The organism is Rhizobacter sp. P2_H3 (genome assembly GCF_056403355.1).
Map to the genome: position 1 here is coordinate 35960 of NZ_JBFUFQ010000013.1, position 24997 is coordinate 60956.

Sequence of the window (24997 nt, forward strand, 5' to 3'; positions counted from 1 at the left end):
CTTATCGGGGGTCGACGCCGTTGCTGGAGAGGACATATCAACCTCCCCTGCCCATCGCTGCCTGGCCGAGGCTCCACAGCGGCAGGAACACGCCGAGTGCCAGCACCAGCACCAGGCCGGCGATCACCAGCAGCAGCAGCGGCTCGATCGCGCTGGCGAGGCCCTTGATGCCGTAGGCGGTTTCGCGCTCGTACATGGCGGCGATCTCGAGCAGCAGCGCGTCGAGTTCGCCGGTCTCCTCGCCGACCGCGATCATCTGCAGCACCACCGGCGTGAAGATGCCGCTGGCCGCGGCGCAGCGCGACAGGCTGCCGCCGCGCTCGACGCCGTCGCGCATCTGTTCGATGCGGCTCGCGATCCACGCGTTGTCCACCGTCTGCGCGACCACCGTCATCGCCTGGCTGAGGGGAATGCCGCTGCGCGACGCCAGCGCGAAGCTGCGGGCGAAACGCGCCAGCGTGGCCTTCTGCACGATCGGCCCGGCGATCGGCAGGCGCAGCTTCAGCCGGTCCCAGCGGTAGCGGCCGTCCGGCGTGGCGAGCCAGGCGCGCAGCGCGAGGACGCCGGCCGTGCCGGCCGCCAGCAGCAGCGGCCACCACGCGAGCGTGAAGGCCGAGAAGCCGAGCAGCAGGCGCGTCATCAGCGGCAGCTGCGTCTTGAAGCCTGCGAACACCGAGGCGAAGGTCGGCAGCACGAACAGGTTGATGACCACCAGCGCGATGCCCATCGCCACCACCACCATCGCCGGGTAGCGCAGCGCCTGGCGGATGCGCGAGCGGATGTCCATCTCGAACTCGATGTGCTCGGCCAGCCGCAGGAACACCTCGGGCAGCCGGCCCGTCATCTCGCCGACCCGCGTCATCGCGATGAAGAAGGGCGTGAACACCTGCGGGTGCCGCGCCAGTGCGGCCGACAGCTCGCGGCCCTGGTCGAGGCAGGCGCGCACGTCGGCCAGCACCTGCGAGAGCGCCGGCTTCACGGCCGAGGCCTGCAGCCCCGCCAGCGCGCGCAGCAGCGGCATCCCGGCCCGCAGCAGCGTGTAGAGCTGCCTGGCCAGCACCAGCATGTCTTCGAGCGTGACGGAGCCTGCGCGCAGGGCCTGCCACCACGCGGGGGGCGCCGCCACCGCGCCGGCATCGTCCACGGTGATGTGCACCGGTGTGACGCCGCCGGCCAGCAGCTGGTCCGCCACCGCCGATTCGGTGGGCGCGTTCAAGCTGCCGGCGATCAGTTCGCCGCGCGCGTTGCGGCCTTTCCAGTGGAACCTATCCATGGCCGGCGTCCTGGTCGAATTCGCTGGTCAGGCGCATCGCCTCGGCGATCGAGGTCTGCCCGGCGCGCACCAGGTCGCAGGCGCGGTGCGCCAGCGTGCGGCCGCGCATGCGCTCGCGTGCCGCCGCGAGGAAGGCGGCCGGATCGCCGTGCGTGGCCGCATGGGCCAGCCCGGCGTCCATCTCCAGCATCTCGTAGACCCCCAGCCGTCCGGCGTAGCCGGTGCCGTTGCAGAGCTGGCAGCCACGGCCGCGCTGCGTGGGGGTGGCATCGCTGCCGGTCATCACGTCGAGCCAGGCGCCTTCCTGGGCGGTGGGCAGGTGCGGGCGCGAGCATTGCGTGCAGTTGCGGCGCACCAGCCGCTGCGCGATGACCGCCTGCAGCGCGGTCGCCACCATGAAGGCCGGCACGCCCATGTCGAGCAGGCGGAACGGCGTGCTGGCCGCGTCGCGCGTGTGCAGCGTCGACAACACCAGGTGGCCGGTGATGGCGGCGCGCAGGCCGATCTCGGCGGTCTCGGGATCGCGCATCTCGCCGACCAGGATCACGTCGGGATCCTGGCGCAGCATCGCGCGCAGCACGCGCGCGAAGCTCAGTTCGATCTTCTCGTTCACCTGGACCTGGGTCAGGCCGGGCAGGCGGTACTCCACCGGATCCTCGACGGTGATGACCTTGTTGCGTACCGCGTCGATCTCCGACAGTGCCGCGTACAGCGTGGTCGTCTTGCCGGAGCCGGTCGGGCCCGTGACGAGCACCGTGCCGGTGCTGCGGCCGAGCAGATCGCGAAAGCGCGCCAGCATGTCGCCGGGCATGCCGATGTCGTCGAGCCGCCGCACCTGGCTGCCCTGCCCGAGCAGGCGCATCACCAGCGATTCGCCGTACTGGCACGGCAGCGTCGACAGCCGCACGTCGAGCGTGCGATCGCGCAGGCGCAACGTGAAGCGCCCGTCCTGGGGCAGGCGCTTCTCGGAGATGTCGAGGTTGGCCATCAGCTTCAGGCGCTGCGCCAGCGCGGCGGCGATCCGCTTGTCGGCCTGCGTCTGCGTCTGCAGCACGCCGTCGATGCGGCTGCGGATCAGCAGCTCGTGCTCCTGCGGCTCGATGTGCACGTCGGAGGCGCCGATCTGCATCGCGTCCTCGAACACCGATTCGAGCAGCCGCACCACCGGCGCGCCTTCCTGGCCGACCGCGGCCTGCAGCGTGCCGAAATCGACCGCGTCGCCGATGTCCTTCTCGAGGGCCTTCGCGAGCCCGGTGATCTCTTCGGTGCGGCGGTAGTGGCGGTCGAATGCCGGCGTCAGCTGGCTCTCGGGCGCGACGGCCGACTGGATGCTGCGCTTCAGCAGGCGCGAGATGTCGTCGTGGGCGACCAGGTCCAGCGGGTCGGCGAAGGCCACCAGCAGGTGTTCGCCGCGGTCCTCGAGGACGATCGCGCGGTGGCGCCGCGCCGCCGCCTCGCCGAGCAGCCGCACCACCTCGCCCTTCAGCGGGAAGATGTTCAGGTTGACCACCGGCACGCGCAACTGGCGCGCCAGCGCATGGGCCAGCGCCTCTTCGGTCAGCGCGCCGCGCTCGATCAGCACACGGCCGAGCTTGCGGCCGCTCGCGCGTTGCAGCTCCAGCGCCTGCGCCAGCTGCTCTTCGGAGATCAGGCGCTGCGCGAGCAGCACGTCGCCCAGGCGCAGCTTCTCGCGGCGTGCCGCTGCCGTGGGGGCGTTCATGGCCACGCGCCCCCGCGGCGCGCCGGTGGGCGTGTCCCCGCGGGGACGGTCAGGTGTTGCTGGTCGCCCGCACCTCGGCCAGGCTGGTCACGCCCTGCAGCACCTTCTCGATGCCGTCCTGGCGCAGCGTGCGCATCCCCTCGAGCAGCGCGCACTGCAGCAGCTGTTCGGCACGCGCGCTGGTCTGGATCAGCCGGCGCAGTTCGCGGGACACGATCATCAGCTCGTGCAGGCCCGCACGCCCCTTCTGGCCGGTACCGCCGCACTTGTCGCAGCCGGGGCTGTGGTAGTGCATCAAGTGGCCGTTCTGGCCGAAGCGCTCTGTCCATTCTGCTCGGATCACGTCTGGTTGGAACCCAGGGTGATCTTGCGGACAGATATGCAAGTAATCGTGCAGAAGCTCGTCGATTTCGTCGGGAGATGCCAACCGTGCCACACGGCAGTGGGGGCACAAACGTCTCACCAACCTTTGTGCCAGTACACCCAGCAGGGAGTCCGCGAAGTTGAACGGATCGAGGCCCATGTCGATCAGCCGCGTGACGGTTTCAGGCGCGCTGTTGGTGTGCAGCGTGGACAGCACCAGGTGGCCGGTCAGCGAGGCTTCGACGCCCATCTGCGCGGTTTCACCATCGCGCATCTCGCCGACCATGATCACGTCGGGGTCGGCGCGCAGGAAGGCGCGCAGCGCCTTCGCGAAGGTCCAGTCGATCTTCGGGTTGACCTGCACCTGGCGCAGCCCGGGCTGGGTGATTTCCACCGGGTCCTCGGCAGTCCAGATCTTGCGCTCGGGCACGTTGATGTGGCTGAGCGCGGAGTGCAGCGTGGTCGTCTTGCCGGAACCGGTCGGGCCGACGCACAGCACCAGGCCGTAGGGGCGCTCCATCGCCTCCTTCAGGTGCTTCAGGTTCCACGGGCTGAGGCCCAGGTTGTCCAGCGGGATCGGCTTGGCCGACGCGAGGATCCGCATCACCACGTCCTCGAGCCCGCTGTTGGTCGGGATGGTGGCCACGCGCAGCTCGATCTTGTGCTGGGCCGAGAACTTCGAGAAATTGATCTTGCCGTCCTGCGGCTTGCGGCGCTCGGAGATGTCGAGGTCGCACATGATCTTGATGCGCGCGATCAGCGCGTTGCGGTAGTTCGGCGGCAGTTCCAGGTGGGTGCGCAGCGTGCCGTCCTTGCGGAAGCGGATCTTGATCTTGTCGCGGCCCGGGTAGCTCTCGATGTGGATGTCGGAGACGCCTTCCTTGTGCGCCTCGATGATCATGTTGTTGATCAATCGCACCAGCGAGTTGTCCGATTGCTCGATCTGCCGCTCGTCTTCGAAGGAGGGCAGGTCGAAGGAGTCCTTCTCCAGCGTCTCCATCAGCTTGCCGGTGTCGGCGGCGACGAACTCGATCGGCTTGTCGGGCGAGTCGCCGTTGGCCGCCTGGTGGTTGGCGGCGCCGATCTTCTCGTAGGCCTCGAAGATGGTATCGGCCACCGAGCGGCCCAGCGCCAGCACCGGCACGATCTTCATCTGCGCGATGAACTCGACCTCGTCGACCGCGTTGCGCCGGCGTGCCGGGTCGTCGATCGCGATCACCAGCCGGCCTTCGCGGATCAGCAGCGGCAACACCAGCATCCGCGCCGCGGCCGCATACGGCAGCTTGCGCAGCGCCTCGGCCTCGACCGGGAAGGCGTTGACGTTGACGACCGGGTAGCCCATCTTGCGCGCGAGCGCCGTCTGCAGGTCCTCGCGCGAGACGGTGCCCATGCGCACCAGCAGCTCGCCCAGCGGCACGCTGCGGTCGTTCTTCTGCTGCGACAGCGCGTCCTGCAACTGTTCTTCGCTGACCAGGCCGAGCGAGGTCAGCGCCTCGCCGATGCGCACCATCGGCATCTTGGCCTGCTGCTCGATCGCGCTGAGCAACTGGATGGGCGTGACGATCTGGCGCGAGACCAGGATGTCGCCGAGCTTCTGGTTGCGCAGTTGCTGCTGCATGTCGGCGGCCTGGGCCACCTGCTGCGGGGTCACCATCTTCTGCGCCACCAACAGGTCGCCGATGCGCTCGCCGATCTCGAAGCTCTCGTAGGCGTCGCGCGGCACGAACAGGCGCTGCACGCTGCCCTGCGCATCGATCGGCGGGAACAGGAACAGGCCGTGCGGCGTGTCCACATGGCCGATGGTGTCGCCTTCGAGCAGCGCGCCGGATTTCAGCGTCACCTTGTAGCGGCTGGACGGCCGGTGCTCCAGCATGCCGGCGTGCGGGTCGCGGCTGGCATCGCTGGCGGGCTTGAGCGGCTCGACGACGCGCAGGCAGCGGAATTGCGTGAAGCGCAGCGCCATCGTCGTGCGCGCCGGCGGCACCTGCACATGGGCGACGGTGGACTCCGGCACGAAGAAGATCAGCCGGCCGTTCATCTCGCGGTCGTTCAGCCCGACGATCTGGCAGGCCTGCGGCTGGTTCTGTTCCAGCGCATCGGGGTAGGCGGCGAACGGCGGCGTCGGCCAGCGGAAGCCTTCATGGCGGGCCTTCTCGGCCGGCGCGGGAGCGGGCGCCGGGGCGGGCGGTTCCGAGAGGGGCGGCAGGTCGAGCGCCCAGTTCGGCGGAGTCGTCAGATTGGACACGGGTCCATCCTTTGGAGGACGGGCGCGTGCGGACAGGCCGGCGCGCCAGGGCGCGGAACAGTTTTCCGCCCTGGCATCGTAGAAGTACCACCCCCAGTACGAAGCGATGAATTGACGGCCTTTGGGCCGCCATATCCGCTTGCGGAGCAGGTACTAGCTTTTCATCTGTTCCGGGAGGAACGTGATGATCTGCGGAAACAGGTAGAGCAGCACCACCATCAGAACCATCAGCAGGAAGAACGGGAAGGCGGTCTTCGCGATGTAGCCGATCTCGCGTCGCGTCATGCCCTGCAGCACGAACAGGTTGAAGCCCACCGGCGGTGTCACCTGGGCCATCTCGACGACGATCACGATGAAGATGCCGAACCACAGCGGATCGATGCCGGCCTTCTGCACGGTCGGCATGATCACACCCATCGTCAGCACCACCATCGAGATGCCGTCGAGGAAGCAGCCGAGGATCACGTAGAACGCGGTCAGCATCAGGATCAGCCCGAACTGGCTGAGCCCCAGCGTCGCGATCCACTCGGCCAGGTGGCGCGGCAGGCCGATGTAGCCCATCGCGAGCGTCAGGAAGGCAGCGCCGGCCAGGATCAGCGCGATCATGCAGTACAGGCGTGTGCCGCCCATCAGCGACTGTTTGAACGTGCTCCAGGTCAGCGAGCCCTGCAGTGCCGACAGGATCAGCGAGCCCAGCACGCCCAGGCCGGCGGCTTCGGTGGCGGTGGCGATGCCGGCGTAGATCGAGCCCAGCACCGCGGCGATCAGCAGCACCACCGGGATCAGGCTGCGCGATGCGTCGAGCTTCTCGCGCAGGCTCATCGGCGCGTCGGCCGGCGGGATCTGCTCGGGGTGGCGCAGCGACCACAGCGCGATGTAGCCCGAGAAGATCAGCGCGAGCAACGCACCGGGCAGCACGCCGGCGATGAACAGCTGCGAGATCGAGACATCGGCCGTCACGCCGTAGACGATCATGATGATCGACGGCGGGATCAGCAGGCCGAGCGTGCCGGCCCCGGCCAGCGAGCCGATCGCCATCGCATCGGGGTAGCCGCGGCGCGCGAGCTCGGGCAGGCTCATCTTGCCGATGGTGGCGCAGGTGGCCGCGCTCGAGCCCGACACCGCGGCGAAAATCGCGCAGCCCACGACGTTGGTATGCAGCAGGCGGCCGGGCAGGCGTTGCATCCACGGCGCGAGGCCCTTGAACATGTCCTGGCTGAGCCGGGTGCGGAACAGGATCTCGCCCATCCAGATGAACAGCGGCAGCGCGGTCAGCGTCCAGCTCGAGGCCGAGCCCCAGATCGTCACCGCCATCGCGTCGCCCGCAGGGCGCGAGCTGAACAGCTGCATGCCGATCCATGCGACGCCCGACAGCGTCAGGCCGATCCACACGCCGCTGCCGAGGATCAGGAACAGCGACGCGATCAGCAGCGTCGTCACCAGCAGGTCATTCATTGCGGCTTGCCTCTTCGGACACCGGCACCACGCGCCGGCCGAGGATCTCCAGCACCAGCTCGTCGACGAACGCGACCGCGAGCACCACGCTGCCGGCGGCCATGCTCAGCTGCGGGATCCACAGCGGGGTTGCGTCGTTGCCGGTCGAGATGTCGTGGAACACGTACGACTGCCAGGCGAGCTTGCAGGCATAGAACGCGGCCAGCGCCGCCAGGGCGCTCGCGGCGCCCAGGGCCCAGATCTCCAGGCGCCGGCGGGCCACGCCGTGCAGCGCGTTGAGCAGCAGCGTGACGCGGATGTGCTCGCCCTGCTTGAGCGTGTGGGCGAGCGCAAGGAAGCCGGTGGCGGCCATCAGGTAGCCGGCGTAGCTGTCGACGCCGGGCACGTTGAAGTGCAGTTGCCGGCTGACGATGGACAGCAGCACCGCCACCAGCAAGCCGACCATGAAGACCGCGGCAAGCGCGGCGCTGGCGTCGTACAGCGCGTCCAGCCCGCGGCGCAGCGCCGCGCTCACGGCTTGCGGTAGGCGTCGACGATGGCCTGGCCTTCGGGGCCGGCCTTCTGCAACCACTCCTGCAGCATCGTGTCGCCGACCTTCTTCAGGTCGGTCTTCAGCTGCGCGGACGGCGGCAGGATGGTCATGCCGTTCTTCTTCAGCAGCTCGAGGTACTCGGTGTTCTTGGTCTTCGACAGCGCCCAGCCGCGCGCCTCGGCGTCGGCGCCGGCCTTCAGCAGCGCGGCCTGGGTGGGCTTGTCGAGCGCGTCGAAGGCGGCCTTGTTGACCAGCACCGCGTTCTTCGGCAGCCAGGCCTGGGTGTCGTAGAAGTACTTGATGTGCTCGTAGGTCTTGGTGTCGTAGCCGGTCGAGCCGGACGACATGTACGACTCGATCACGCCGGTGGCCATGGCCTGCGACAGCTCGGCCGCCTGCACCGTGACCGGCTGCGCGTTGACGAGCTCGGCGATGCGCGAGGTGGCGGGGCTGTAGGCACGCCACTTGACGCCCTTCAGGTCGGCCGCCGAGTTGATCGGCTTCTTCACGTAGATGCCCTGCGGCGGCCAGGCCACCGCGTAGAGCAGCAGCATGCCCTGCTCGGCGAGCTTCTTGTCGAGCACCGGCTTCTGCGCCTTGTAGAGCTTGGCCGATTCGTCGTAGCTGTCGGCCAGGAAGGGCAGGCCGTCGGTGCCGAAGATCTGCCACTCGTTCTGGTAGTTCACCAGCAGGATCTCGCCGATCTGCGCCTGGCCGCCCTGCACGGCGCGCTTGATCTCGGGCGCCTTGAACAGCGAGGCGTTGGCGTGCACGGTGATCTTCAGCTTGCCGCCGGTGGCCTTGTCGACATCGGCGGCGAACTGGGTCAGGTTCTCGGTGTGGAAGTTGCTGGCCGGGTAGGCGGCGGGCAGGTCCCACTTGGTCTGGGCCCAGGCCGGGGCGGCGAGGGCGGCCGAGAACAGGCAGGCCAGGAGCGGAAGACGCACGCGCATGTGAGGTACTCCAGGGATTGATGGCGGCCAGGGTACGGAAGCCGGGGCCGGACGACCATACGGACTTCTACGCTTTAGCAAGGTCTGTTCCATCGGGGTCGCCGAGGGCATCTGCAAAATCTCTGCAAAGTCGCCGCCAAGACTCGCCCGCGAAGTCCGACTCAGGGAGATGACATGGACAACGTGCGGTCGAGCCAGCGCTGCGGCAGGCGACGGATTCGTGGGCTGATACGGCGCTGGTTAGTACCGCCTCTCATCGGCTGCCTGGCGCTGGTGACGATGTCGGTACCGGCGACCGCGCAGCGCCGAGCGGTCGGCGCGCACGATGGGGACCTGGCCGTCGTGCGCGGGATCCTGTCGCAGCCGGAGTCCGATATCGATCTAGCCTCGGCCAAGCTGTCGATCGATCGACTGATGGATCCCTCCGTCGACGCGCAGGCCACGCTGCGGAGCCTGGATGCGATGGCGGCAAGCTTGAAGGCGGCGATTCCGGTCGGCGCGCCCTCGCGGCTGAAGCTGGAGGTGTTGCGCCAGCACCTGTACACCGCCAACGCGTGGATCGGGCACCGGCCGTATCACTACGACCTCGACGATCCGCTAGGCCGGAACCTGCGCAACAAGCTGCTGACCGTTCATCTGGAGACCCGCGCCGGGAGCTGCATCTCGATGCCGATTCTGTTCGTCGTGCTGGGGCAGAAGCAGGGCATCGATCTCACGCTCGCGACGGCGCCGAACCATGTCTTCGTCAAGTACCGCGATGAGCGAGGCGAGTTGTTCAACCTCGAGGCGACGAGCGGAGCGGGGTTCACCCGAGATGTGTGGACGCGCCAGCAGTTCCTGATGACCGACCAGGCCGTTGCCGGCGGCGTCTACATGCGGCCGTCGAGCAGGAAGGAATCGGTGGTCGTCATGGTCGGCACCTTGCTGGAGTTCTACGAGCGGCAGGGGCTGCGCGAACTGCAGCTGAAGATGTCCCGGATGGCGCTGGACCACAACCCGCGGGACGTGGCGGTCATCCTTCACCAGCACGCCGCGTCGCTCTGGTTCAGCAACCTGCTCGTCAATCGGTATGCGACGCCCGACGACATGCCGGCTGCAGAACGCGCGTCGTTCGTGAGGCACGAGGTCGCGCTTCGGGCTCTGTTCCAGCGCGCATGGTCGCTCGGCTGGCGACCGGCGGATGAGGCGCAGGACGCGGCGGTTCGTCAGCGCGCCGCGAAGGCAAAGGCAACTCAACTGGAGAAGACGAAATGAACATCGCATCGGCTTTCGCCGTTCCGCTTCTGTTTGTGGCGCTCTGTCAGCCGCAGGCTGCAGCTGCGCGCTACGTGGAGAGCGATCCGATTGGATTGGCGGGCGGGGTCAACACCTACACCTACGTCGACGGGAATCCATTGAGCTACGTCGATCCGCAAGGACTGGCAACGTGTGTCTACTCCGTCAGCACGGGGCGCATGGACTGCATGCGCAATGGGAGTGAGAAGTTCACGTGGTCCGGAACCTTCGCTTCCGGCAACAACAGCGTGGCCGGGTGCAAGAACAATGCGGATTGCGAAAGCATGGAAAGCGTCGGGCCGATTCCGAGAGGGTGCTGGCTTTGGAGTGGAGGCAAGACCGGCAAGCCCGGAGGGCGAACACTGGCGCCGTTGCCGCCGTTGTCGTCAACGCCGTTCGGCCGGGATCTCTTTCGGACACACAGCTGCCTGAATCCTTTCGGACCTTCGACGGCGGCTCCCTACTGCTCGGAGGGGTGCGTGACCGGGACAGCGAGTACGGTCGCCGATCTGAACAGCCTGATTGACTCGGAACCTGGGAGTGTGATGTGCGTGGTCGATTGATGACCGTGGCGACCTTGTTGCTTCTTGCTCTTCCGGCAATGGCTGCGCCGGAAGACGAGGAGCAAGACCGCATCGGGGGAGAGTTGATTTTCGAGATCGTGAAGGTGCTGGCGTCCACACCGCACCTCGACACAGAGGTACGCGGCACGCTGGGTTCCTCTCTGGAGTTCTCGTTCCTCCTCCTGCAGCGCTCCCGGACGAAATCATCTGCAGAAGCCTTGGCCCGGACCGTAGTGCTTCGAATCGATGCTGGTGGCGGCGAGAGCAGGACCGAAGCCATCCTGTCAAAGGGGGCGGAAATGTTGCCGCTGCTGCGGAAGATTCAGCCCGGTGACGTCCGGCGTCTGTGTACCGGCGCGATGGGTGTCGCCTGCATGAGCGAGGGAGACGTCGCGCGCGAGATTGCTGATCTGTCCGACGCGTTGATTCATGGGCGGGTCATTCCCAACTGAGGTCCACGGACGATGAGGTCTTCAAGGCGGTTGTTTCGAACGGTGCTCGGTGGTGGCTTGATCTGGCTTGCCGTCCCCGCACTCGCTCAGACGCCGGTTGAGCGTTGTGCTGGCGCCATATGCCTGCGTGACCCGCAGCTGACGGAAGAGGCCTTCGTGCGGAGGTTCGGGCCAGGCATGCTGCTGACGGACGCGGATGAACCCGGGCTGCATCGCCACTGCTACTTCCTTGACGCTTCGCCGCGGTGGGTTCTCGTCACGTTCGATCACGCCTCGACGCAGCGGTCGTCGGAGTTGGTGAGCATCCTGATCAGCAGCATTGAGCTCTGTGCGCTTCGTGTTCCTCCGAAGATCGACATGGGGCCGATGGCCACAGAACGCGGTATCTCGCTTGGGCAACGACGCAGTGACATCGAGCGCGTTCTGGGCCCTCCGCATCGAACGGATCAAGTCGAGGGCGGATCGGATATCAACCATTCCCCCCGGCTCGGCCGAACGAGGCTCGTCTACGAGATCGAGAACGACACGCTGTTCAACTTCTTCTGCTTGGGCGACACAGGCAGTCTCAGCAGCATCCTCCTGGCCGACACCCCGTGACGTGCCATCGACGGAGTCATCCCCCGATGGCACCCGCTAACGCTCAGTTCTTGCGAATGAACGCCAGCAGATCCTGGTTCAACCGCTCCTTGTGCGTGTCGGTCAGCCCGTGCGGCGCGCCCGCATAGACGATCAGCTGCGCCCCCTTGACCAGCTTCGCCGACGCCCGGCCCGAGATGTCGATCGGCACGATCTGGTCGTCGTCGCCGTGGATCACCAGCGTCGGCACGTCGAACTTCTTCAGGTCCTCGGTGAAGTCGGTCTCCGAGAAGGCCTTGATCGAGTCCAGCGTGTTCTTGTGGCCGCCCGTCATGCCCTGCAGCCACCAGTTGTCGATCAGGCCTTGCGAGACCTTCGCGCCGGGGCGGTTGAAGCCGTAGAACGGGCCGCTCGCGACGTCCTTGTAGAGCTGCGAGCGGTTCTCGATCTGCGCCTTGCGCAGGCCGTCGAACACCTCGATCGGCACGCCGTTCGGGTTGACCTTGCCCTTGACCATCTGCGGCGGCACGGCCGAGACCAGCACCGCCTTCGCCACCTTGCCGGTGCCATGCCGGCCGATGTAGCGCGCCACCTCGCCGCCGCCGGTCGAGAAGCCCACCAGCACCGCCTTCCTGCCCTTCAGGTCGACGGCCTCGATCACCGCGGCCAGGTCGTCGGCGTAGTGGTCCATGTCGTTGCCGTCCCAGGGCTGGCTCGATCGGCCGTGGCCGCGGCGGTCATGGGCGATCACGCGGTAACCCTGGTCGGCCAGGAACAGCATCTGCGATTCCCAGCTGTCCGAATCGAGCGGCCAGCCGTGGCTGAAGATCACCGGCTGGCCATCGCGCGGGCCCCAGTCCTTGTAGTACAGCTGCACGCCGTCCTTCGTGGTGATGTAGCTGCCCGCAGGCTGGGCGGCAACTGCCGCCGGCTTGGCGGCAGCCGGTGCCTTCTGCGCGGCGTTCGCGGCGCCGGCAAAAGCGGCGACGGCCGAGAGAGCGATCAGGGATTTGGTGAATGCATTCATGTGAGGCTCCTGGATGAAGAAAGGATGTATTGCGCTTACGAAAAGATCGTGTACGAAGTAAAAATCAGGTCTTGGTGTCGTGCGTCATGGCATCGGTCGTCGAGGGTGAAGGAAGGAGGAGGGGAGAAGCAGAGCGCCGCGTCAGGCCGCTGCGTGCCCGAACATGCGGCCGCGCAACGCCAGCAGGCGGTCGCGCAGGTCGAGGATCTCGGCCACCGGCATGTCGGCGGCGGTGGCGATGCACTGCGGCAGGTGCGCCGAACGGGCCTTGAGGGCGCGGCCGGCGTCGGTCAGCGTGACCAGCACTTGGCGTTCGTCGACGGCCGAGCGGGTGCGGTCGATCAGGCCGGACGATTGCAGGCGCTTCAGCAGCGGCGTCAGCGTCGGCGAATCCAGGAACACCCGCTCGCTGATCTCGCCGACGGTCAGGTCGTCGCGCTCCCACAGCACCATCATCACCAGGTACTGCGGGTAGGTCAGGCCCAGGTCCTTCAGCAGGTCGCGGTAGACCTTGTTGAAGCCCAGCATCGTCGAGTACAGCGCGAAGCACAGCTGTTGGTCGAGTTGCTGGGGGAAGGGGGTGTTGCGTGCCATGGGGCGAATAATACATAGCGTGCAATCTATTTGCAAGCAACTTATCAACTCCAGCGATCGGACCCGTGCCCACAATGCCCGCATGAACCACCGATTCGTCGAAGCCTTCTACTGGGTCGTCACGCTGAAGAGCGTGTCGCGCGCCGCCGAGAAGCTGTTCATCACGCAGTCGGCGATGTCCAGCCGCATCGCCGCGCTCGAAGAAGAACTGGGCGTGCTGCTGCTCGACCGGCGCGACAAGCAGTTCCGCCTGACGGTGGGCGGCCTGCGCTTCTTCACGCACGCGCAGCGGCTGCTCGCGCTGCACCGCGAGATCAAGGCCGAGATGGGCGCCGGGGCCGGTGGCGCGCAGCGCACCGTCTCGCTGCGCATCGGCGTGATCGAGTCGGTGCTGCACTCCTGGCTGATCGACTGGGTGCATCACATGCGCAGCACGAATCCCGATTTCGCGCTCGAGCTGACGGTCGAAACCACGCCGGTGCTGGTCGACCAGGTGCAGCGCGGCGCGCTCGACCTGGCCTTCGCTGCGCTGCCGACCTCGGGCGAGAACCTGCGCAGCCGCGCACTGCCGCCGATGGAGATGGTGTTCGTCGGCCACAAGGACCTGCACCGAAAGCGCCGCTACACGCTCGCCGACCTGGCGCAGCTGGAGCTGCTGACCTTCCAGCGCGGCTCGCAGCCGCACGTCGCGCTGCTCGACCTGTTCCGCGAGGCGGGGCTGGAGCCGCGGCGGGTCCATGCGATCTCGTCGATCTCGGCGATGGTGCAGCTGGTGGAGGGCGGCATCGGCGTCGCGACGCTGCCGCTGGCCGCCGTGTTGCGGCTCGCCGAGCGCCTGCCGATCAAGCCGCTGGCCTGCGAGGTGCCGCTGTTCCCCTTGCCGGTGCATGCGAGCTGGCGCGACGACCCGACCTCGTCGGTGGCGATCGACGTGCTCGACGCCGTGTTCGACTACATCGGCGTGCCGAAGACCGGTGCGAAGACACCGAAGAAGCGCACCAAGAATGGGTGAAAACCCCAACTTGGATCATCGAAAAAATCGATGAGCTGAGCGAAAAATTTCTTGTTTGCGGCAGCGTGCCCGAGGCCAACACAATCCGCTCCATCCGCAAACCCATCTGCCGCCAGGGTCTTGTCATGAAGCCTGAACAAACGTCTTCCAGCGCATCGCGAGCCCGTGCCGAGATCCGCGCCGGCCGCCATGCCAGCCACACCAGCGGCCTGGCCGACGACCACGTGCAGGGCAACCTGGTGATCCTGCCGCAGGCGCTCGCGAACGACTTCCTGCGTTTCTGCCAGCGCAACCCGAAGCCGTGCCCGGTGCTGGCCGTCTCCGAGCCGGGCGACCCGATGCTTCCGACGCTCGGCCACGACATCGACATCCGCAGCGACGTGCCGCGCTACCGCGTGTGGCGCCGCGGCGAGCTGGTCGACGAGGTCACCGACATCGGCACGCTGTGGCGCGACGACCTGGTGAGCTTCGTGATCGGCTGTTCGTTCTCGTTCGAGCAGGCGCTGCTGGATGCCGGCGTGCCGCTGCGCCACGTCGCGCAGAACCGCAACGTCGCGATGTACCGCACCAGCATCGCCACCGTGCCGGCCGGGCCGTTCCACGGGCCGATGGTGGTCTCGATGCGCCCGCTGAAGGCTGCTGACGCCATCCGTGCGGTGCAGGTCACGTCGCGCTTCCCGTCGGTGCACGGTGCGCCGGTGCACCTGGGCGACCCGGCGCTGATCGGCATCGCCGACATCGCCCGCCCCGACTACGGCGATGCCGTCGATGTGATGCCCGACGAGCTGCCGGTGTTCTGGGCCTGCGGCGTGACGCCGCAAGCCGCGATCACGCAGGCCCGCCCCGAGTTCTGCATCACGCACGCGCCCGGCGCGATGCTGATCACCGATTTGCTGAACACCCACATCGCCAGCCTCTGAGTTCCCGTTCTTCCTTCAACCTCGTCCAGGAGCAGTCCCCATGCAACATCCGCAGCCCCGCAGAAGCGTTCTCCAGGCGCTGGGCGCCACCTTGTTCGGTCTGGGTTTCGGCACCGGCGCGCGCGCGCAGTCGGCCGAGGTGAAGATCGGCGTGATCTACCCGCTGACCGGCCCGGCCGCATCCACCGGCGCCGAGCTGAAGAATGCGCTGGAGCTGGCCGYCGACATCATCAACAACGGCGCGAAGGGTGTCGCCGACCTGCCGTTCGCCGCCGGCGGCGGCCTGCCGAAGCTGAAGGGCGCGAAGATCAAGCTGGTGTTCGCCGACCACCAGGGCAACCCGCAGACCGGCGCGACCGAGGCCGAGCGCCTGATCACGCAGGAGAAGGTGGTCGCGCTCGTCGGCGCCTACAACAGCAACGTCACCGCCACCGCGAGCCAGGTGTCCGAGCGCTACGGCGTGCCGTTCCTGAACCCCGAGTCGTCGTCGGCCTCGCTGACGGCGCGCAACTTCAAGTGGTTCTTCCGCACCACGCCGCACGACGACTTGTTCGTCCACAACTTCTTCGATTTCCTGAAGGAGCTGGAGGCGAAGAAGAACTTCAAGATCGGCGCGATCGCGACCTTCAACGAGAACACGCTGTGGGGCAACGAGACCACCAAGCTGCAGGCCAGGCTRGCGCCGGAGAAGGGCTACAACCTGGTCAAGCAGGTGACCTACCCGGCCAAGAGCACGCAGCTCACGTCGGAAGTGCAGACGCTGAAGGCGGGCAACCCGTCGCTGGTGATGCAGTCGTCGTACCTGGGTGATGCGCTGCTGTCGATGAAGACCTACAAGGAGCTGGGCTTCTCGCCGGACATGATCCTCGCGAACAACGCCGGCTTCACCGACACCGAGTTCATCAAGACGCTGGGCAAGGATGCCGAGTACGTGATCACGCGCGAGGTGTGGGCGCTCGACCTGGCCACGCGCAACCCGCTGATCAAGCAGGTCAACGACCTGTTCCTCGCGCGCTACAAGGCCAACTTCACCGGCAACTCGTCGCGCACCTTCACCGGGCTGATGGTGCTGGCCGATGCGATCAACCGCGCCGCGTCCACCGAGCCGGAGGCGATCCGCAAGGCACTGTCGGAAACCGACCTGCGCGCCGAGAACCTGATCATGCCGTGGAAGGGCGTCAAGTTCGACAGCACCGGGCAGAACACGCTGGGCCGCGGCATCCTGGTGCAGATCGTCGACGGCAAGTACAACACGGTGTACCCGTTCAACCTCGCGACGCGCGAGGTGACCTGGCCGATGCCGAAGTGGGACCAGCGCAAGTAAACCGGCCGCGAGGACGTCCACCATGACTGCAGAGATCCTTCTCCAGACCCTCGCATCCGGCGTGCTGATCGGCCTGATCTACGCGCTGGTCGCGATCGGCCTCACGATGATCTTCGGCGTGATGGACATCGTGAACTTCGCGCACGGCGAGTTCCTGATGCTCGGCATGTACGCGAGCTTCTGGCTGTTCGCGCTGTACGCGCTCGACCCGATGCTCACGCTGCCGCTCACGGTGCTGATGCTGTTCGCGTTCGGCGTGCTGCTGTACAAGCTCGTGATCCGCCGCATCATCGATGCGCCGATGCTCAGCCAGATCTTCACCACCTTCGGGCTGATGATCCTGCTGCGCGGCGTCGCGCAGTTCCTGTGGAAGCCCGACTTCCGCTCGATCGAGGGCTCGTGGGTCAGCGGCAGCGTCAAGCTGGCCGGCATCCAGCTTGGCCAGCCGCAGCTGGTGGCCGGCGTCGGCGCGATCGCGGTCACCGCGCTGGTGCATTTCTTCCTGACGCGCACCCGCCTCGGCGCGGCGCTCGAAGCCACCGCCGCCGACAAGGAGGCCGCGCAGTTGATGGGCATCGATTCGCACCGCATGTTCGGGCTCGCCTGGGGCATCGGCGCGGCCTGTGCCGGCGCGGCCGGCGTGCTGCTCGCGACCTTCTTCCCGATCTTCCCGGAGGTCGGCGCCAACTTCATCCTGATCGCCTTCGTGGTCGTCAACCTCGGCGGCTTCGGCAGCGTGACCGGCGCGTTCTGGGCCGGCATCCTGGTCGGCGTGATCGAGGTGATGGGCGGCCTGCTGCTCGGGCCGCAGTACAAGACCGCCATCGTGCTGGTGCTGTTCCTCGCGGTGTTGATGTTCCGGCCGCAGGGCCTGATGGGGAAAGCATGAAGCCTTCGAAGAAGACCCTGGCTCTCGCAGCCTTGGCGGTGGCCGCGGTCCTGCTGCCGTTCGTCACGCACAGCCCCTCGCACCTGAACCTCGCGATCCTGGTGCTGATGGCCGCGCAGCTCGGCGTCGCGTGGAACCTGCTCGGCGGTTACGCCGGCCAGGTCTCGCTCGGCCATGCGGCGTTCTACGGGCTCGGCGCCTACACGTCGACGCTGCTGCTGCTGAACTTCGGCGTGAACCCGTGGCTCGGCATGCTGCTCGGCGGCGTGGTCGCGGCGCTGCTGAGCCTCGGCTTCGGCTGGTCGTGCTTCCGGCTGAAGGGGCACTACTTCGCGATGGCGACGATCGCGGTCGCCGAGATCGTGCAGATCGTGTTCACCAACTGGGAGTACGCCGGCAGCGCGGTCGGCCTGACGATCCCGATGGACCGGCAGGGCTGGGCCACGATGGTGTTCGCCGACAAGGCGCCGTACTACTGGCTCGCGCTCGGCCTGCTGGTGCTGACGCTGCTCGCGACCTGGGCCGTCGAGCGCAGCCACATCGGCTACTACCTGCGGGCGATCAAGGACGAGCCGGATGCCGCGCGCAGCATCGGCATCAACATCGCGCGCTACAAGCAGGTGGCCTTGTCGCTCAGCGCCTTCTTCACCGCGCTCGGCGGCAGCCTGTATGCGCAGAAGGAGCTCTACATCGACCCGGGCTCGGTGCTGACGACCGCGCTGTCGATCAAGATGGCGCTGGTGTCCATCCTCGGCGGCGTCGGCACGCTGTTCGGGCCGGTGGTCGGCTCGGTGGTGCTGACGACGATCGAGGAGTTGACGCGCGCCACCTTCGGCGGCACCGGCCGCGGCACCGACACCATCATCTACGCGGCGCTGATCGTCGGCATCGCGGTGTTCTACCCGAGCGGGTTGATCGGCGGATTCCGGGAGTGGCGGCAGCGGCGCCGCGCCCGCGCAGTCGAAGCCGCCAAGGTGGAGGTGGCGCTGTGAGTCTTCTCGAGTTGCAAGGCGTCTCGAAGCGCTTCGGCGGCCTGATGGCCAACCAGGATGTCTCGTTCAGCGTCGACGCCGGCCAGATCGTCGGGCTGATCGGCCCGAACGGCGCTGGCAAGACGACGGCGTTCAACTGCGTGGCCGGCTTCTACGAGCCGAGCGCCGGCGAGATCCGGCTCGACGGCAAGCTGATCTCCGGCCTGCCGCCCGAGGCCTGCGCCCGCGCCGGCGTCGGCCGCACCTTCCAGGTCGCGCGCACCTTCACCAGCATGACGGCCCGCGAGAACGTGATGGCCGGTGCGCTGATGCGCAACCGCCGTGTCTCGGCCGCCCGCGACGAGGCGCAGCAGTGGCTGGCCTTCGTCAACCTCGACCAGTTCGCCGACAAGCCCGCCGGCAGCATGACGATCAGCGAGCAGCGCCGCCTGGCGGTCGCACGCGCGCTCGCCATCGCACCGAAGCTTCTGCTGATGGACGAGGTGATGGCCGGCCTGAACCCGTCGGAGGTGCGCGAGATGGTGAAGGTGGTGCTGAACATCCGCGAGCGCGGCATCGCCTGCCTGATCGTCGAGCATGTGCTCGAGGGCATCATGCCGATCGCCGACAGGATCGTCGTGCTCGACCGCGGCGTGAAGATCGCCGACGGCACGCCGGCCGAGGTCTCGCGTGACCCGCACGTGATCCACGCCTACCTGGGAGACGAGTGATGCTGCAGGTTTCCAACTTGCGCGTCAGCTACGGCGGCGTGCTGGCCTTGTCCGACGTGAGCCTCGAGGTGCCGCAGGGCAAGATCGTCGCGCTGGTCGGCGGCAACGGCAATGGCAAGTCGACCACGCTGCGCGCGATCGCCGGGCTGAACAGGCTCGATGCCGGCAGCGTGCGCTTCGATGGCCTGCTGGTGCACGAACTGCCGGCCCACCAGCGGGTGCCGCTCGGGCTCTCGCTGGTGCCCGAAGGCCGCCGGCTGTTCCCGCGCCTCACGGTGCGGCGCAACCTGGAGCTCGGCGCGTTCACCCGCACCGATGCGCACGAGGTGGCGGCCGGCATCGACGAGATGTTCACGCTGTTCCCGATCCTCAAGGAGCGCGAGACCCAGCTCGCCGGCACGATGAGCGGCGGCGAGCAGCAGATGCTCGCGATCGCGCGCGGCCTGATGGCCCGGCCCAAGCTGCTGATGCTGGACGAGCCGTCGTGGGGCATTGCGCCGAAGTTCGTCGCGAAGGTGCTGGAGGTGATCCAGCGCGTCAACGAGACCGGCGTGACGATCCTGCTGGTCGAGCAGAATCTGCACAAGGCCTTGTCGATCGCGCACCATGGCTACGTGATCCAGACCGGGCGCATCGTGATGCAGGGCAGCGGGGCCGAGCTGGCCGCCAACGACGATGTCAAGAAGGCATATCTAGGGTTGTGATCCCCAGGAAGGATTCCATGCAAGCTCAAGTTCAAGGCACCGACCGCTGGCAGTTCTGGATCGACCGCGGCGGCACGTTCACCGACGTGGTCGCCAAGCGGCCCGACGGCATGCTGGTCACCCACAAGCTGCTCAGCGAGAACCCCGAGCAGTACCGCGATGCGGCGGTCGCCGGCATCCGCCACCTGCTGGGCCTGAAGCCGGGCGAGGCCTTCCCGGCCGAGCGCGTCGAGTGCGTGAAGATGGGCACCACGGTGGCCACCAACGCGCTGCTCGAACGCAAGGGCGAGCCGACGCTGCTCGTCACGACCAGGGGCTTTCGCGATGCGCTGCGCATCGCCTACCAGGATCGCCCGCGCATCTTCGATTGCCACATCCAGCTGCCCGAGCTGCTGTACAGCCGCGTGATCGAGGCGCGCGAGCGTGTCGGCGCGAAGGGCGAATTGATCGAGGCGCTCGACGAGGCGCAACTGCAGGTCGACCTGCAGGCTGCGTACGACGCCGGCCTGCGCAGCGTCGCGATCGTCTTCATGCACGGCTACCGCTTCACCGCGCATGAGTTGGCGGCCAAGGCGATCGCGCAGCGCATCGGTTTTCCGCAGATCAGCGTCTCGCACGAGGTGAGCCCGCTGATGAAGCTGGTGGGCCGCGGCGACACGACGGTGGTCGACGCCTACCTGTCGCCGATCCTGCGCCGCTACGTGGAACAGGTCGCGAGCGAGATGCCGGGCGTGAAACTGTTCTTCATGCAGTCGTCCGGCGGGTTGACCGATGCGCATGCGTTCCAGGGCAAGGATGCGATCCTGTCCGGCCCGGCCGGCGGCATCGTCGGCATGGTGCGCACCGCGCAGCTCGGGCTGTCGCCGCTCGGCCTGGGCGAGGACGCGAAGGTCACCCCAGCGGCCGCCGAGGTCAAGGTGATCGGCTTCGACATGGGCGGCACCTCCACCGACGTGAGCCACTTCGCCGGCGAGTTCGAGCGCGCGTTCGAGACGCAGGTGGCCGGCGTGCGCATGCGCGCGCCGATGATGAGCATCCACACGGTGGCGGCCGGCGGCGGCTCGATCCTGAGCTTCGACGGCGCGCGCTTCCGTGCCGGGCCGGAGAGTGCCGGCGCGAACCCGGGCCCGGCCTGCTACCGCCGCGGCGGCCCGCTCGCGGTGACCGATGCGAACGTGATGCTCGGCAAGATCCAGCCGGCGCATTTCCCGAAGGTGTTCGGCCCGAACGCCGACCAGTCGCTCGACCGCGAGGTGGTGGTGCGCAAGTTCAGCGAGATGGCGGCCGCGATCGAACGCGCGACCGGCGTGAAGCGCACGCCGGAGGAGGTGGCCGAGGGCTTCATCGACATCGCGGTGGGCGCGATGGGCAATGCGATCAAGAAGATCTCGGTGGCGCGCGGCTACGACGTGACGCGCTACGCGCTGCAGTGTTTCGGCGGTGCCGGCGGCCAGCACGCCTGCCGCGTGGCCGATGCGCTCGGCATGAACCGGGTGTTCGCGCACCCGCTGGCCGGCGTGCTGTCGGCCTACGGCATGGGGCTGGCCGACCAGGCGGTGCTGCGCGAGCGCGCGGTCGAGCTGCTGCTGGCCGGTGCGATGCCGGTGGTGACCGAGCTGCTCGCGGCCCTCGCCGCCGAGACCGAGGGCGAGCTGAAGCGCCAGGGCGCCAGCAGCGCCGCGGTGACGGTGCTGCGCCGCGTGCACGTGCGCTACGAGGGCACCGATTCGGCGCTGGTGGTGCCGTTCGGCACGCCCGAGGCCATCCAGGCCGCGTTCGAGGCCGCGTACCGCCAGCGCTTCGCGTTCCTGATGAGCGAGCGCCGGCTGGTGATCGAGGCGGTGTCGGTGGAGGCGGTGGGTGCCGGCGATGCGCCGGTCGAGCCGCGCCATGCGCTGGCCGCGAGCGGCGCCGCGCCGGTGCGCGAGACGGTGCAGCTGTTCAGCGGCGGCCGCTGGTGGGATGCCGCGCTGGTGGTGCGCGAGGACGCGCTGCCCGGCCACACCATCGACGGCCCAGCCATCATTGCCGAGAAGACCGCGACCACCGTCGTCGAGCCCGGCTGGCGCGCCCGCGTCACCGCCTACGACCACCTGCTGCTCGACCGTGTGCAGCCGCGCGAGGCGCGCCGCGCGATCGGTACCACGGTCGACCCGGTGATGCTGGAGGTGTTCAACAACCTCTTCATGAACATCGCCGAGCAGATGGGGCTGCAGCTGCAGAACACCGCGTACTCGGTGAACATCAAGGAGCGGCTCGACTTCAGCTGCGCGCTGTTCGATGCCGACGGCAACCTGATCGCCAACGCGCCGCACATGCCGGTGCACCTGGGTTCGATGAGCGAGTCGATCAAGACGGTGATCCAGGGCAATGCCGGGCGCATGAAGCCGGGTGACGTGTACGCGCTGAACGACCCGTACCACGGCGGCACCCACCTGCCCGACGTGACGGTCGTGACCCCCGTCTACCAAGGGGACGGCGAGAACGAAGCCCCGCTGTTCTATGTCGGCTCGCGCGGCCACCATGCCGACATCGGCGGCATCACGCCGGGCTCGATGCCGCCGTTCTCGACGCGCATCGAGGAAGAGGGCGTGCAGATCGACAACGTCAAGCTGGTCGAGGCCGGCGTGCTGCGCGAGGCCGAGATGCTCGCGCTGCTGAAGAGCGGTGCCCACCCGTCGCGCAACCCGCAGCAGAACCTGGCCGACCTGAAGGCCCAGATCGCGGCCAACGAGAAGGGCGTGCAGGAGCTGCGCAAGATGGTGCAGCAGTTCGGGCTCGAGGTGGTGCAGGCCTACATGCGCCACGTGCAGGACAACGCCGAGGAATCGGTGCGCCGCGTGATCACGCGCCTGAAGGACGGCACGTTCACGCTGCCGCTGGACAACGGCGCGCGCATCAGCGTGGCCATCCGGGTGAACGAGCAGGCGCGCAGCGCGGTGATCGACTTCACCGGCACCTCGGCGCAGCTGACGAACAACTTCAATGCGCCGCGCGCGGTCTGCATGGCCGCGGTGCTGTACGTGTTCCGCACGCTGGTCAACGACGACATCCCGCTGAACGCCGGCTGCCTGAAGCCGCTGCAGGTGATCATCCCCGAAGGCTCGATGCTGAACCCGAACCCGCCGGCCTCGGTGGTGGCCGGCAACGTCGAGACCTCGACCTGCATCACCAACGCGCTGTACGGCGCGCTCGGCGTGATGGCGGCCGGGCAGTGCACGATGAACAACTTCACCTTCGGCAACGCGACCTACCAGTACTACGAGACGATCTCGGGCGGCTCGGGCGCCGGGCCGGATTTCGACGGCACCTCGGTCGTGCAGACGCACATGACGAACTCGCGGCTCACCGACCCGGAGGTGCTGGAGTTCCGCTTCCCGGTGCGGCTGGACAGCTACGAGATCCGCCCCGGCTCGGGCGGCGCCGGGCGCCACCGCGGCGGCGACGGCGGCGTGCGGCGCGTGCGCTTCCTCGAGCCGATGACGGCTTCGATCCTGTCGAACGGGCGCCATGCCGGCGCGTTCGGCATGGCTGGCGGATCGGCCGGCCTGCCGGGCATCAACCGCGTCGAGCGAGCCGATGGCCAGGTCGAGGCGCTGGACCACATCGGCTCGGTGCCGATGGGGCCGGGCGACGTGTTCGTGATCGAGACGCCGGGCGGTGGGGGCTACGGAGCGGCGTGAGGCAAACGATGTCGGTACAGATGGACCGGGGTGTCGGTGCGGGGAAATGCGTCAGCGCTTCCTACACTTCAACCCGCCCGGCCCGTAACTCCCTCCTGCCGGGCTGTCCGGCCCATACCTCCCTCCGGCCGGACCTTCGGGCCCGCTGCTGCAACCCTCCCTTTGCCGGCGGGCCCACATTTTTTGCTTCCCCATGTTCCTGCTGAAGCTCGCGCTGGTGTGCGCCGTCGTGCTGGCCGCGAGCTTCGCCGCGAAGCGCTTCGGCCATGGCGTTGCGGGCACCTTGTCGGGCCTGCCGATGATTGCCGGGCCGATCATGGGCTTCGTGCTGCTGCAGGCGCCGCTGTCGCAGGCGCATGCGATCGCGGTGGCGACGATCGTCGCGTACCCGGCGATGGTGTCGCACATGGTGGCCTTCGCGCACGCGGTGCGGCGCTGGCCGTGGTGGGTGTCGCTGCTGGCGGCGAATGCGGTGTTCCTCGCGGTCGGCGGGTTGCTGGTCTGGATCGCGCTGCCTCTCGCGGCGGCCTGCGTGCTGGCAGCGTTCGCGCCGTGGGCCGGGTCGAGGCTGATGCCGGCGCACCGCCGCGAGCGCACGGTGCTGCACATCCCGCCGGTCGAGCTGGTGCTGCGCGTCGCAGCGGCCGCCGCGCTGGCCGCCGCGGTCATGGGCGGTGCGCCGGTGTTCCCGGCAGCGATCAGCGGGCTGCTGCTCGCGCTGCCGATCACCGGCAACGTGCTGCCGTGCTTCACGCGGGTGCGCCATGGTGCCGACGCGACGATCGAACTGCTGGCCGGCTTCGTGCGCGGCCTGATCGGCTTCGGCGCGTTCTTCATGGTGCTGGCTCTGGCGCTGCCGGTGCTCGGGGCGGGACTGTCCTACGTAGCGGCCTGGGGGCTGGTGCTGATCGTCGCGTGGGCTCTGCAGCGCCGCCGCGCAGCGCTGACGGTGCCGCCTGTCGCGCCCGATTGAGTCGACCGCCTGGAGATTGCAATGGACGTAACTGGCGTAACCTGAGAGACTGACGAGACCAGGAACACTCCCCGGCCCGAAAAGTTGCCATGGCCCCCATTTCATCCCGCAAGCAGGCGAAATCTGCCAAGTCCTCCCGCACCGCAAAGAGCGGGACTGGAAGTGTCTCCGTGCCGCTGGTCATTGATCTTTCGACCTGGAGCATCCTGGACGCTGAGCTCGCGAATACCCCAGACGTTCAGCAGTTCGACTCCGTCCACCCACTGAGTCCAGGTCTTGCGCGCTCCGTGTTTGAGAAGACCCTCGAGTCTCTGAAGGAGGTCCAGCAGCAACAGGTTGGAGAACTGTCCGCGGGGCAGTTCATCCGGCAGGTCGCCGAGACTCTGGCCGACAAGGCAGATGGGGGAACCCGAGAAGTGCCCGTCATCGAAGGCTGGCAACAGCTTCTGGAACGAGGGCTGAAGAGCAGGACGGCGCTGCTGAAGTCCAAGGAATTCAAGTCGACTTCGCAAGCCAGCGATCTTCTGGGCATTGGAGAGCACGCTGTGCGCAAGCGAGTCAAAGAGCAGAAGTTGTTTGCTTTGCGGACGCCGGGTGACGGAGGGCACCGCATCCCCGCGTGGGCACTCGACCCCAAGGTCACTGGTGCGACAACGGCTGCGCTTCTCGCGCAGGCTCGGTCCGCGGACGAATGGCACATCTACCACTTCATGTCCACGCCAAACGGCAGCTTGAACGGACTTCGGCCTTTCGAGTGCCTGA

Annotated in this window: 22 protein-coding genes; 14 read left to right on the plus strand and 8 right to left on the minus strand. The window is 67.7% G+C overall.

Going from position 1 to position 24997, the window contains the following annotated elements:
* Positions 1-37: 37 nt before the first annotated feature.
* The 6 genes from AC1D1T_RS04425 to AC1D1T_RS04450 form a co-directional block, all read right to left on the minus strand.
* Positions 38-1273 (minus strand): type II secretion system F family protein, encoded by a 1236-nt coding sequence (locus AC1D1T_RS04425; protein WP_477825040.1) that lies wholly within the window; start codon positions 1271-1273, stop codon positions 38-40.
* The gene (locus AC1D1T_RS04430; RefSeq protein ID WP_477825039.1) at positions 1266-2993 is read right to left on the minus strand and encodes a GspE/PulE family protein; all 1728 of its coding nucleotides are present in this window, start codon (positions 2991-2993) and stop codon (positions 1266-1268) included. Before AC1D1T_RS04430 ends, AC1D1T_RS04425 begins: the two co-directional genes overlap by 8 nt.
* A 49-nt stretch (positions 2994-3042) precedes the next feature.
* On the minus strand, positions 3043-5601 hold the full coding sequence (locus AC1D1T_RS04435; RefSeq protein WP_489739959.1) for a GspE/PulE family protein: 2559 nt from the start codon (positions 5599-5601) through the stop codon (positions 3043-3045).
* Between the two features lie 153 nt (positions 5602-5754).
* Positions 5755-7056: a TRAP transporter large permease gene (locus AC1D1T_RS04440; RefSeq protein WP_465113342.1), complete on the minus strand. Its 1302-nt coding sequence runs from the start codon at positions 7054-7056 to the stop codon at positions 5755-5757.
* Positions 7049-7558 (minus strand): TRAP transporter small permease, encoded by a 510-nt coding sequence (locus tag AC1D1T_RS04445; RefSeq protein ID WP_465113451.1) that lies wholly within the window; start codon positions 7556-7558, stop codon positions 7049-7051. The genes AC1D1T_RS04440 and AC1D1T_RS04445 overlap by 8 nt, the downstream gene beginning before the upstream one ends.
* A gap of 8 nt (positions 7559-7566) precedes the next feature.
* On the minus strand, positions 7567-8541 hold the full coding sequence (locus AC1D1T_RS04450) for a TRAP transporter substrate-binding protein (protein ID WP_477825038.1): 975 nt from the start codon (positions 8539-8541) through the stop codon (positions 7567-7569).
* Between the two features lie 174 nt (positions 8542-8715).
* Between AC1D1T_RS04450 and AC1D1T_RS04455 the strand changes: the two genes are divergently transcribed.
* Genes AC1D1T_RS04455 through AC1D1T_RS04470 form a run of 4 tightly spaced genes read left to right on the plus strand, consistent with a single transcriptional unit; the run spans position 8716 to position 11428 of the window.
* Complete coding sequence (locus tag AC1D1T_RS04455) at positions 8716-9795, plus strand: transglutaminase family protein (protein WP_477825037.1); 1080 nt, start codon at positions 8716-8718, stop codon at positions 9793-9795.
* Positions 9792-10379: an RHS repeat-associated core domain-containing protein gene (locus tag AC1D1T_RS04460; protein WP_465113345.1), complete on the plus strand. Its 588-nt coding sequence runs from the start codon at positions 9792-9794 to the stop codon at positions 10377-10379. Before AC1D1T_RS04455 ends, AC1D1T_RS04460 begins: the two co-directional genes overlap by 4 nt.
* Positions 10379-10831 (plus strand): hypothetical protein, encoded by a 453-nt coding sequence (locus AC1D1T_RS04465; protein WP_465113346.1) that lies wholly within the window; start codon positions 10379-10381, stop codon positions 10829-10831. The genes AC1D1T_RS04460 and AC1D1T_RS04465 overlap by 1 nt, the downstream gene beginning before the upstream one ends.
* Before the next feature lie 57 nt (positions 10832-10888).
* Complete coding sequence (locus tag AC1D1T_RS04470) at positions 10889-11428, plus strand: hypothetical protein (protein ID WP_465113347.1); 540 nt, start codon at positions 10889-10891, stop codon at positions 11426-11428.
* Between the two features lie 43 nt (positions 11429-11471).
* Here AC1D1T_RS04470 and AC1D1T_RS04475 read toward each other — a convergent pair whose 3' ends face one another.
* On the minus strand, positions 11472-12434 hold the full coding sequence (locus AC1D1T_RS04475) for an alpha/beta fold hydrolase (RefSeq protein ID WP_477827646.1): 963 nt from the start codon (positions 12432-12434) through the stop codon (positions 11472-11474).
* A 141-nt stretch (positions 12435-12575) separates the two neighbouring features.
* Positions 12576-13028 carry a MarR family winged helix-turn-helix transcriptional regulator gene (locus AC1D1T_RS04480; RefSeq protein WP_047506144.1) on the minus strand — a complete coding sequence of 151 codons (453 nt, stop codon included), beginning with the start codon at positions 13026-13028 and terminating at the stop codon, positions 12576-12578.
* An 82-nt stretch (positions 13029-13110) separates the two neighbouring features.
* On the opposite strand from AC1D1T_RS04480, the gene AC1D1T_RS04485 reads away from it, so the two are divergent.
* From AC1D1T_RS04485 to AC1D1T_RS04530, 10 genes are all read left to right on the plus strand, one after another.
* Positions 13111-14040: a LysR family transcriptional regulator gene (locus AC1D1T_RS04485; RefSeq protein WP_477827645.1), complete on the plus strand. Its 930-nt coding sequence runs from the start codon at positions 13111-13113 to the stop codon at positions 14038-14040.
* A gap of 125 nt (positions 14041-14165) precedes the next feature.
* Complete coding sequence (locus AC1D1T_RS04490; protein WP_477841086.1) at positions 14166-14960, plus strand: putative hydro-lyase; 795 nt, start codon at positions 14166-14168, stop codon at positions 14958-14960.
* Between the two features lie 40 nt (positions 14961-15000).
* Positions 15001-16284 (plus strand): ABC transporter substrate-binding protein, encoded by a 1284-nt coding sequence (locus AC1D1T_RS04495; protein ID WP_477991485.1) that lies wholly within the window; start codon positions 15001-15003, stop codon positions 16282-16284.
* A 22-nt stretch (positions 16285-16306) separates the two neighbouring features.
* Positions 16307-17173, plus strand: coding sequence for a branched-chain amino acid ABC transporter permease (locus tag AC1D1T_RS04500; protein ID WP_477827500.1), 867 nt, complete (start codon positions 16307-16309; stop codon positions 17171-17173).
* The gene (locus AC1D1T_RS04505) at positions 17170-18165 is read left to right on the plus strand and encodes a branched-chain amino acid ABC transporter permease (protein WP_477827501.1); all 996 of its coding nucleotides are present in this window, start codon (positions 17170-17172) and stop codon (positions 18163-18165) included. The genes AC1D1T_RS04500 and AC1D1T_RS04505 overlap by 4 nt, the downstream gene beginning before the upstream one ends.
* Entirely contained in the window at positions 18162-18875 is a 714-nt protein-coding gene (locus AC1D1T_RS04510; RefSeq protein ID WP_465113353.1) for an ABC transporter ATP-binding protein, read from the plus strand. The genes AC1D1T_RS04505 and AC1D1T_RS04510 overlap by 4 nt, the downstream gene beginning before the upstream one ends.
* Entirely contained in the window at positions 18875-19579 is a 705-nt protein-coding gene (locus tag AC1D1T_RS04515) for an ABC transporter ATP-binding protein (RefSeq protein WP_477842547.1), read from the plus strand. Before AC1D1T_RS04510 ends, AC1D1T_RS04515 begins: the two co-directional genes overlap by 1 nt.
* Positions 19580-19596: 17 nt before the next feature.
* Positions 19597-23262: a hydantoinase B/oxoprolinase family protein gene (locus AC1D1T_RS04520; protein WP_477991487.1), complete on the plus strand. Its 3666-nt coding sequence runs from the start codon at positions 19597-19599 to the stop codon at positions 23260-23262.
* Positions 23263-23455: 193 nt separating this feature from the next.
* On the plus strand, positions 23456-24235 hold the full coding sequence (locus AC1D1T_RS04525) for a hypothetical protein (protein ID WP_477991489.1): 780 nt from the start codon (positions 23456-23458) through the stop codon (positions 24233-24235).
* A gap of 89 nt (positions 24236-24324) precedes the next feature.
* Positions 24325-24997: MerR family transcriptional regulator (locus AC1D1T_RS04530; RefSeq protein WP_477991491.1), on the plus strand; the 673-nt coding region annotated here is incomplete at its 3' end.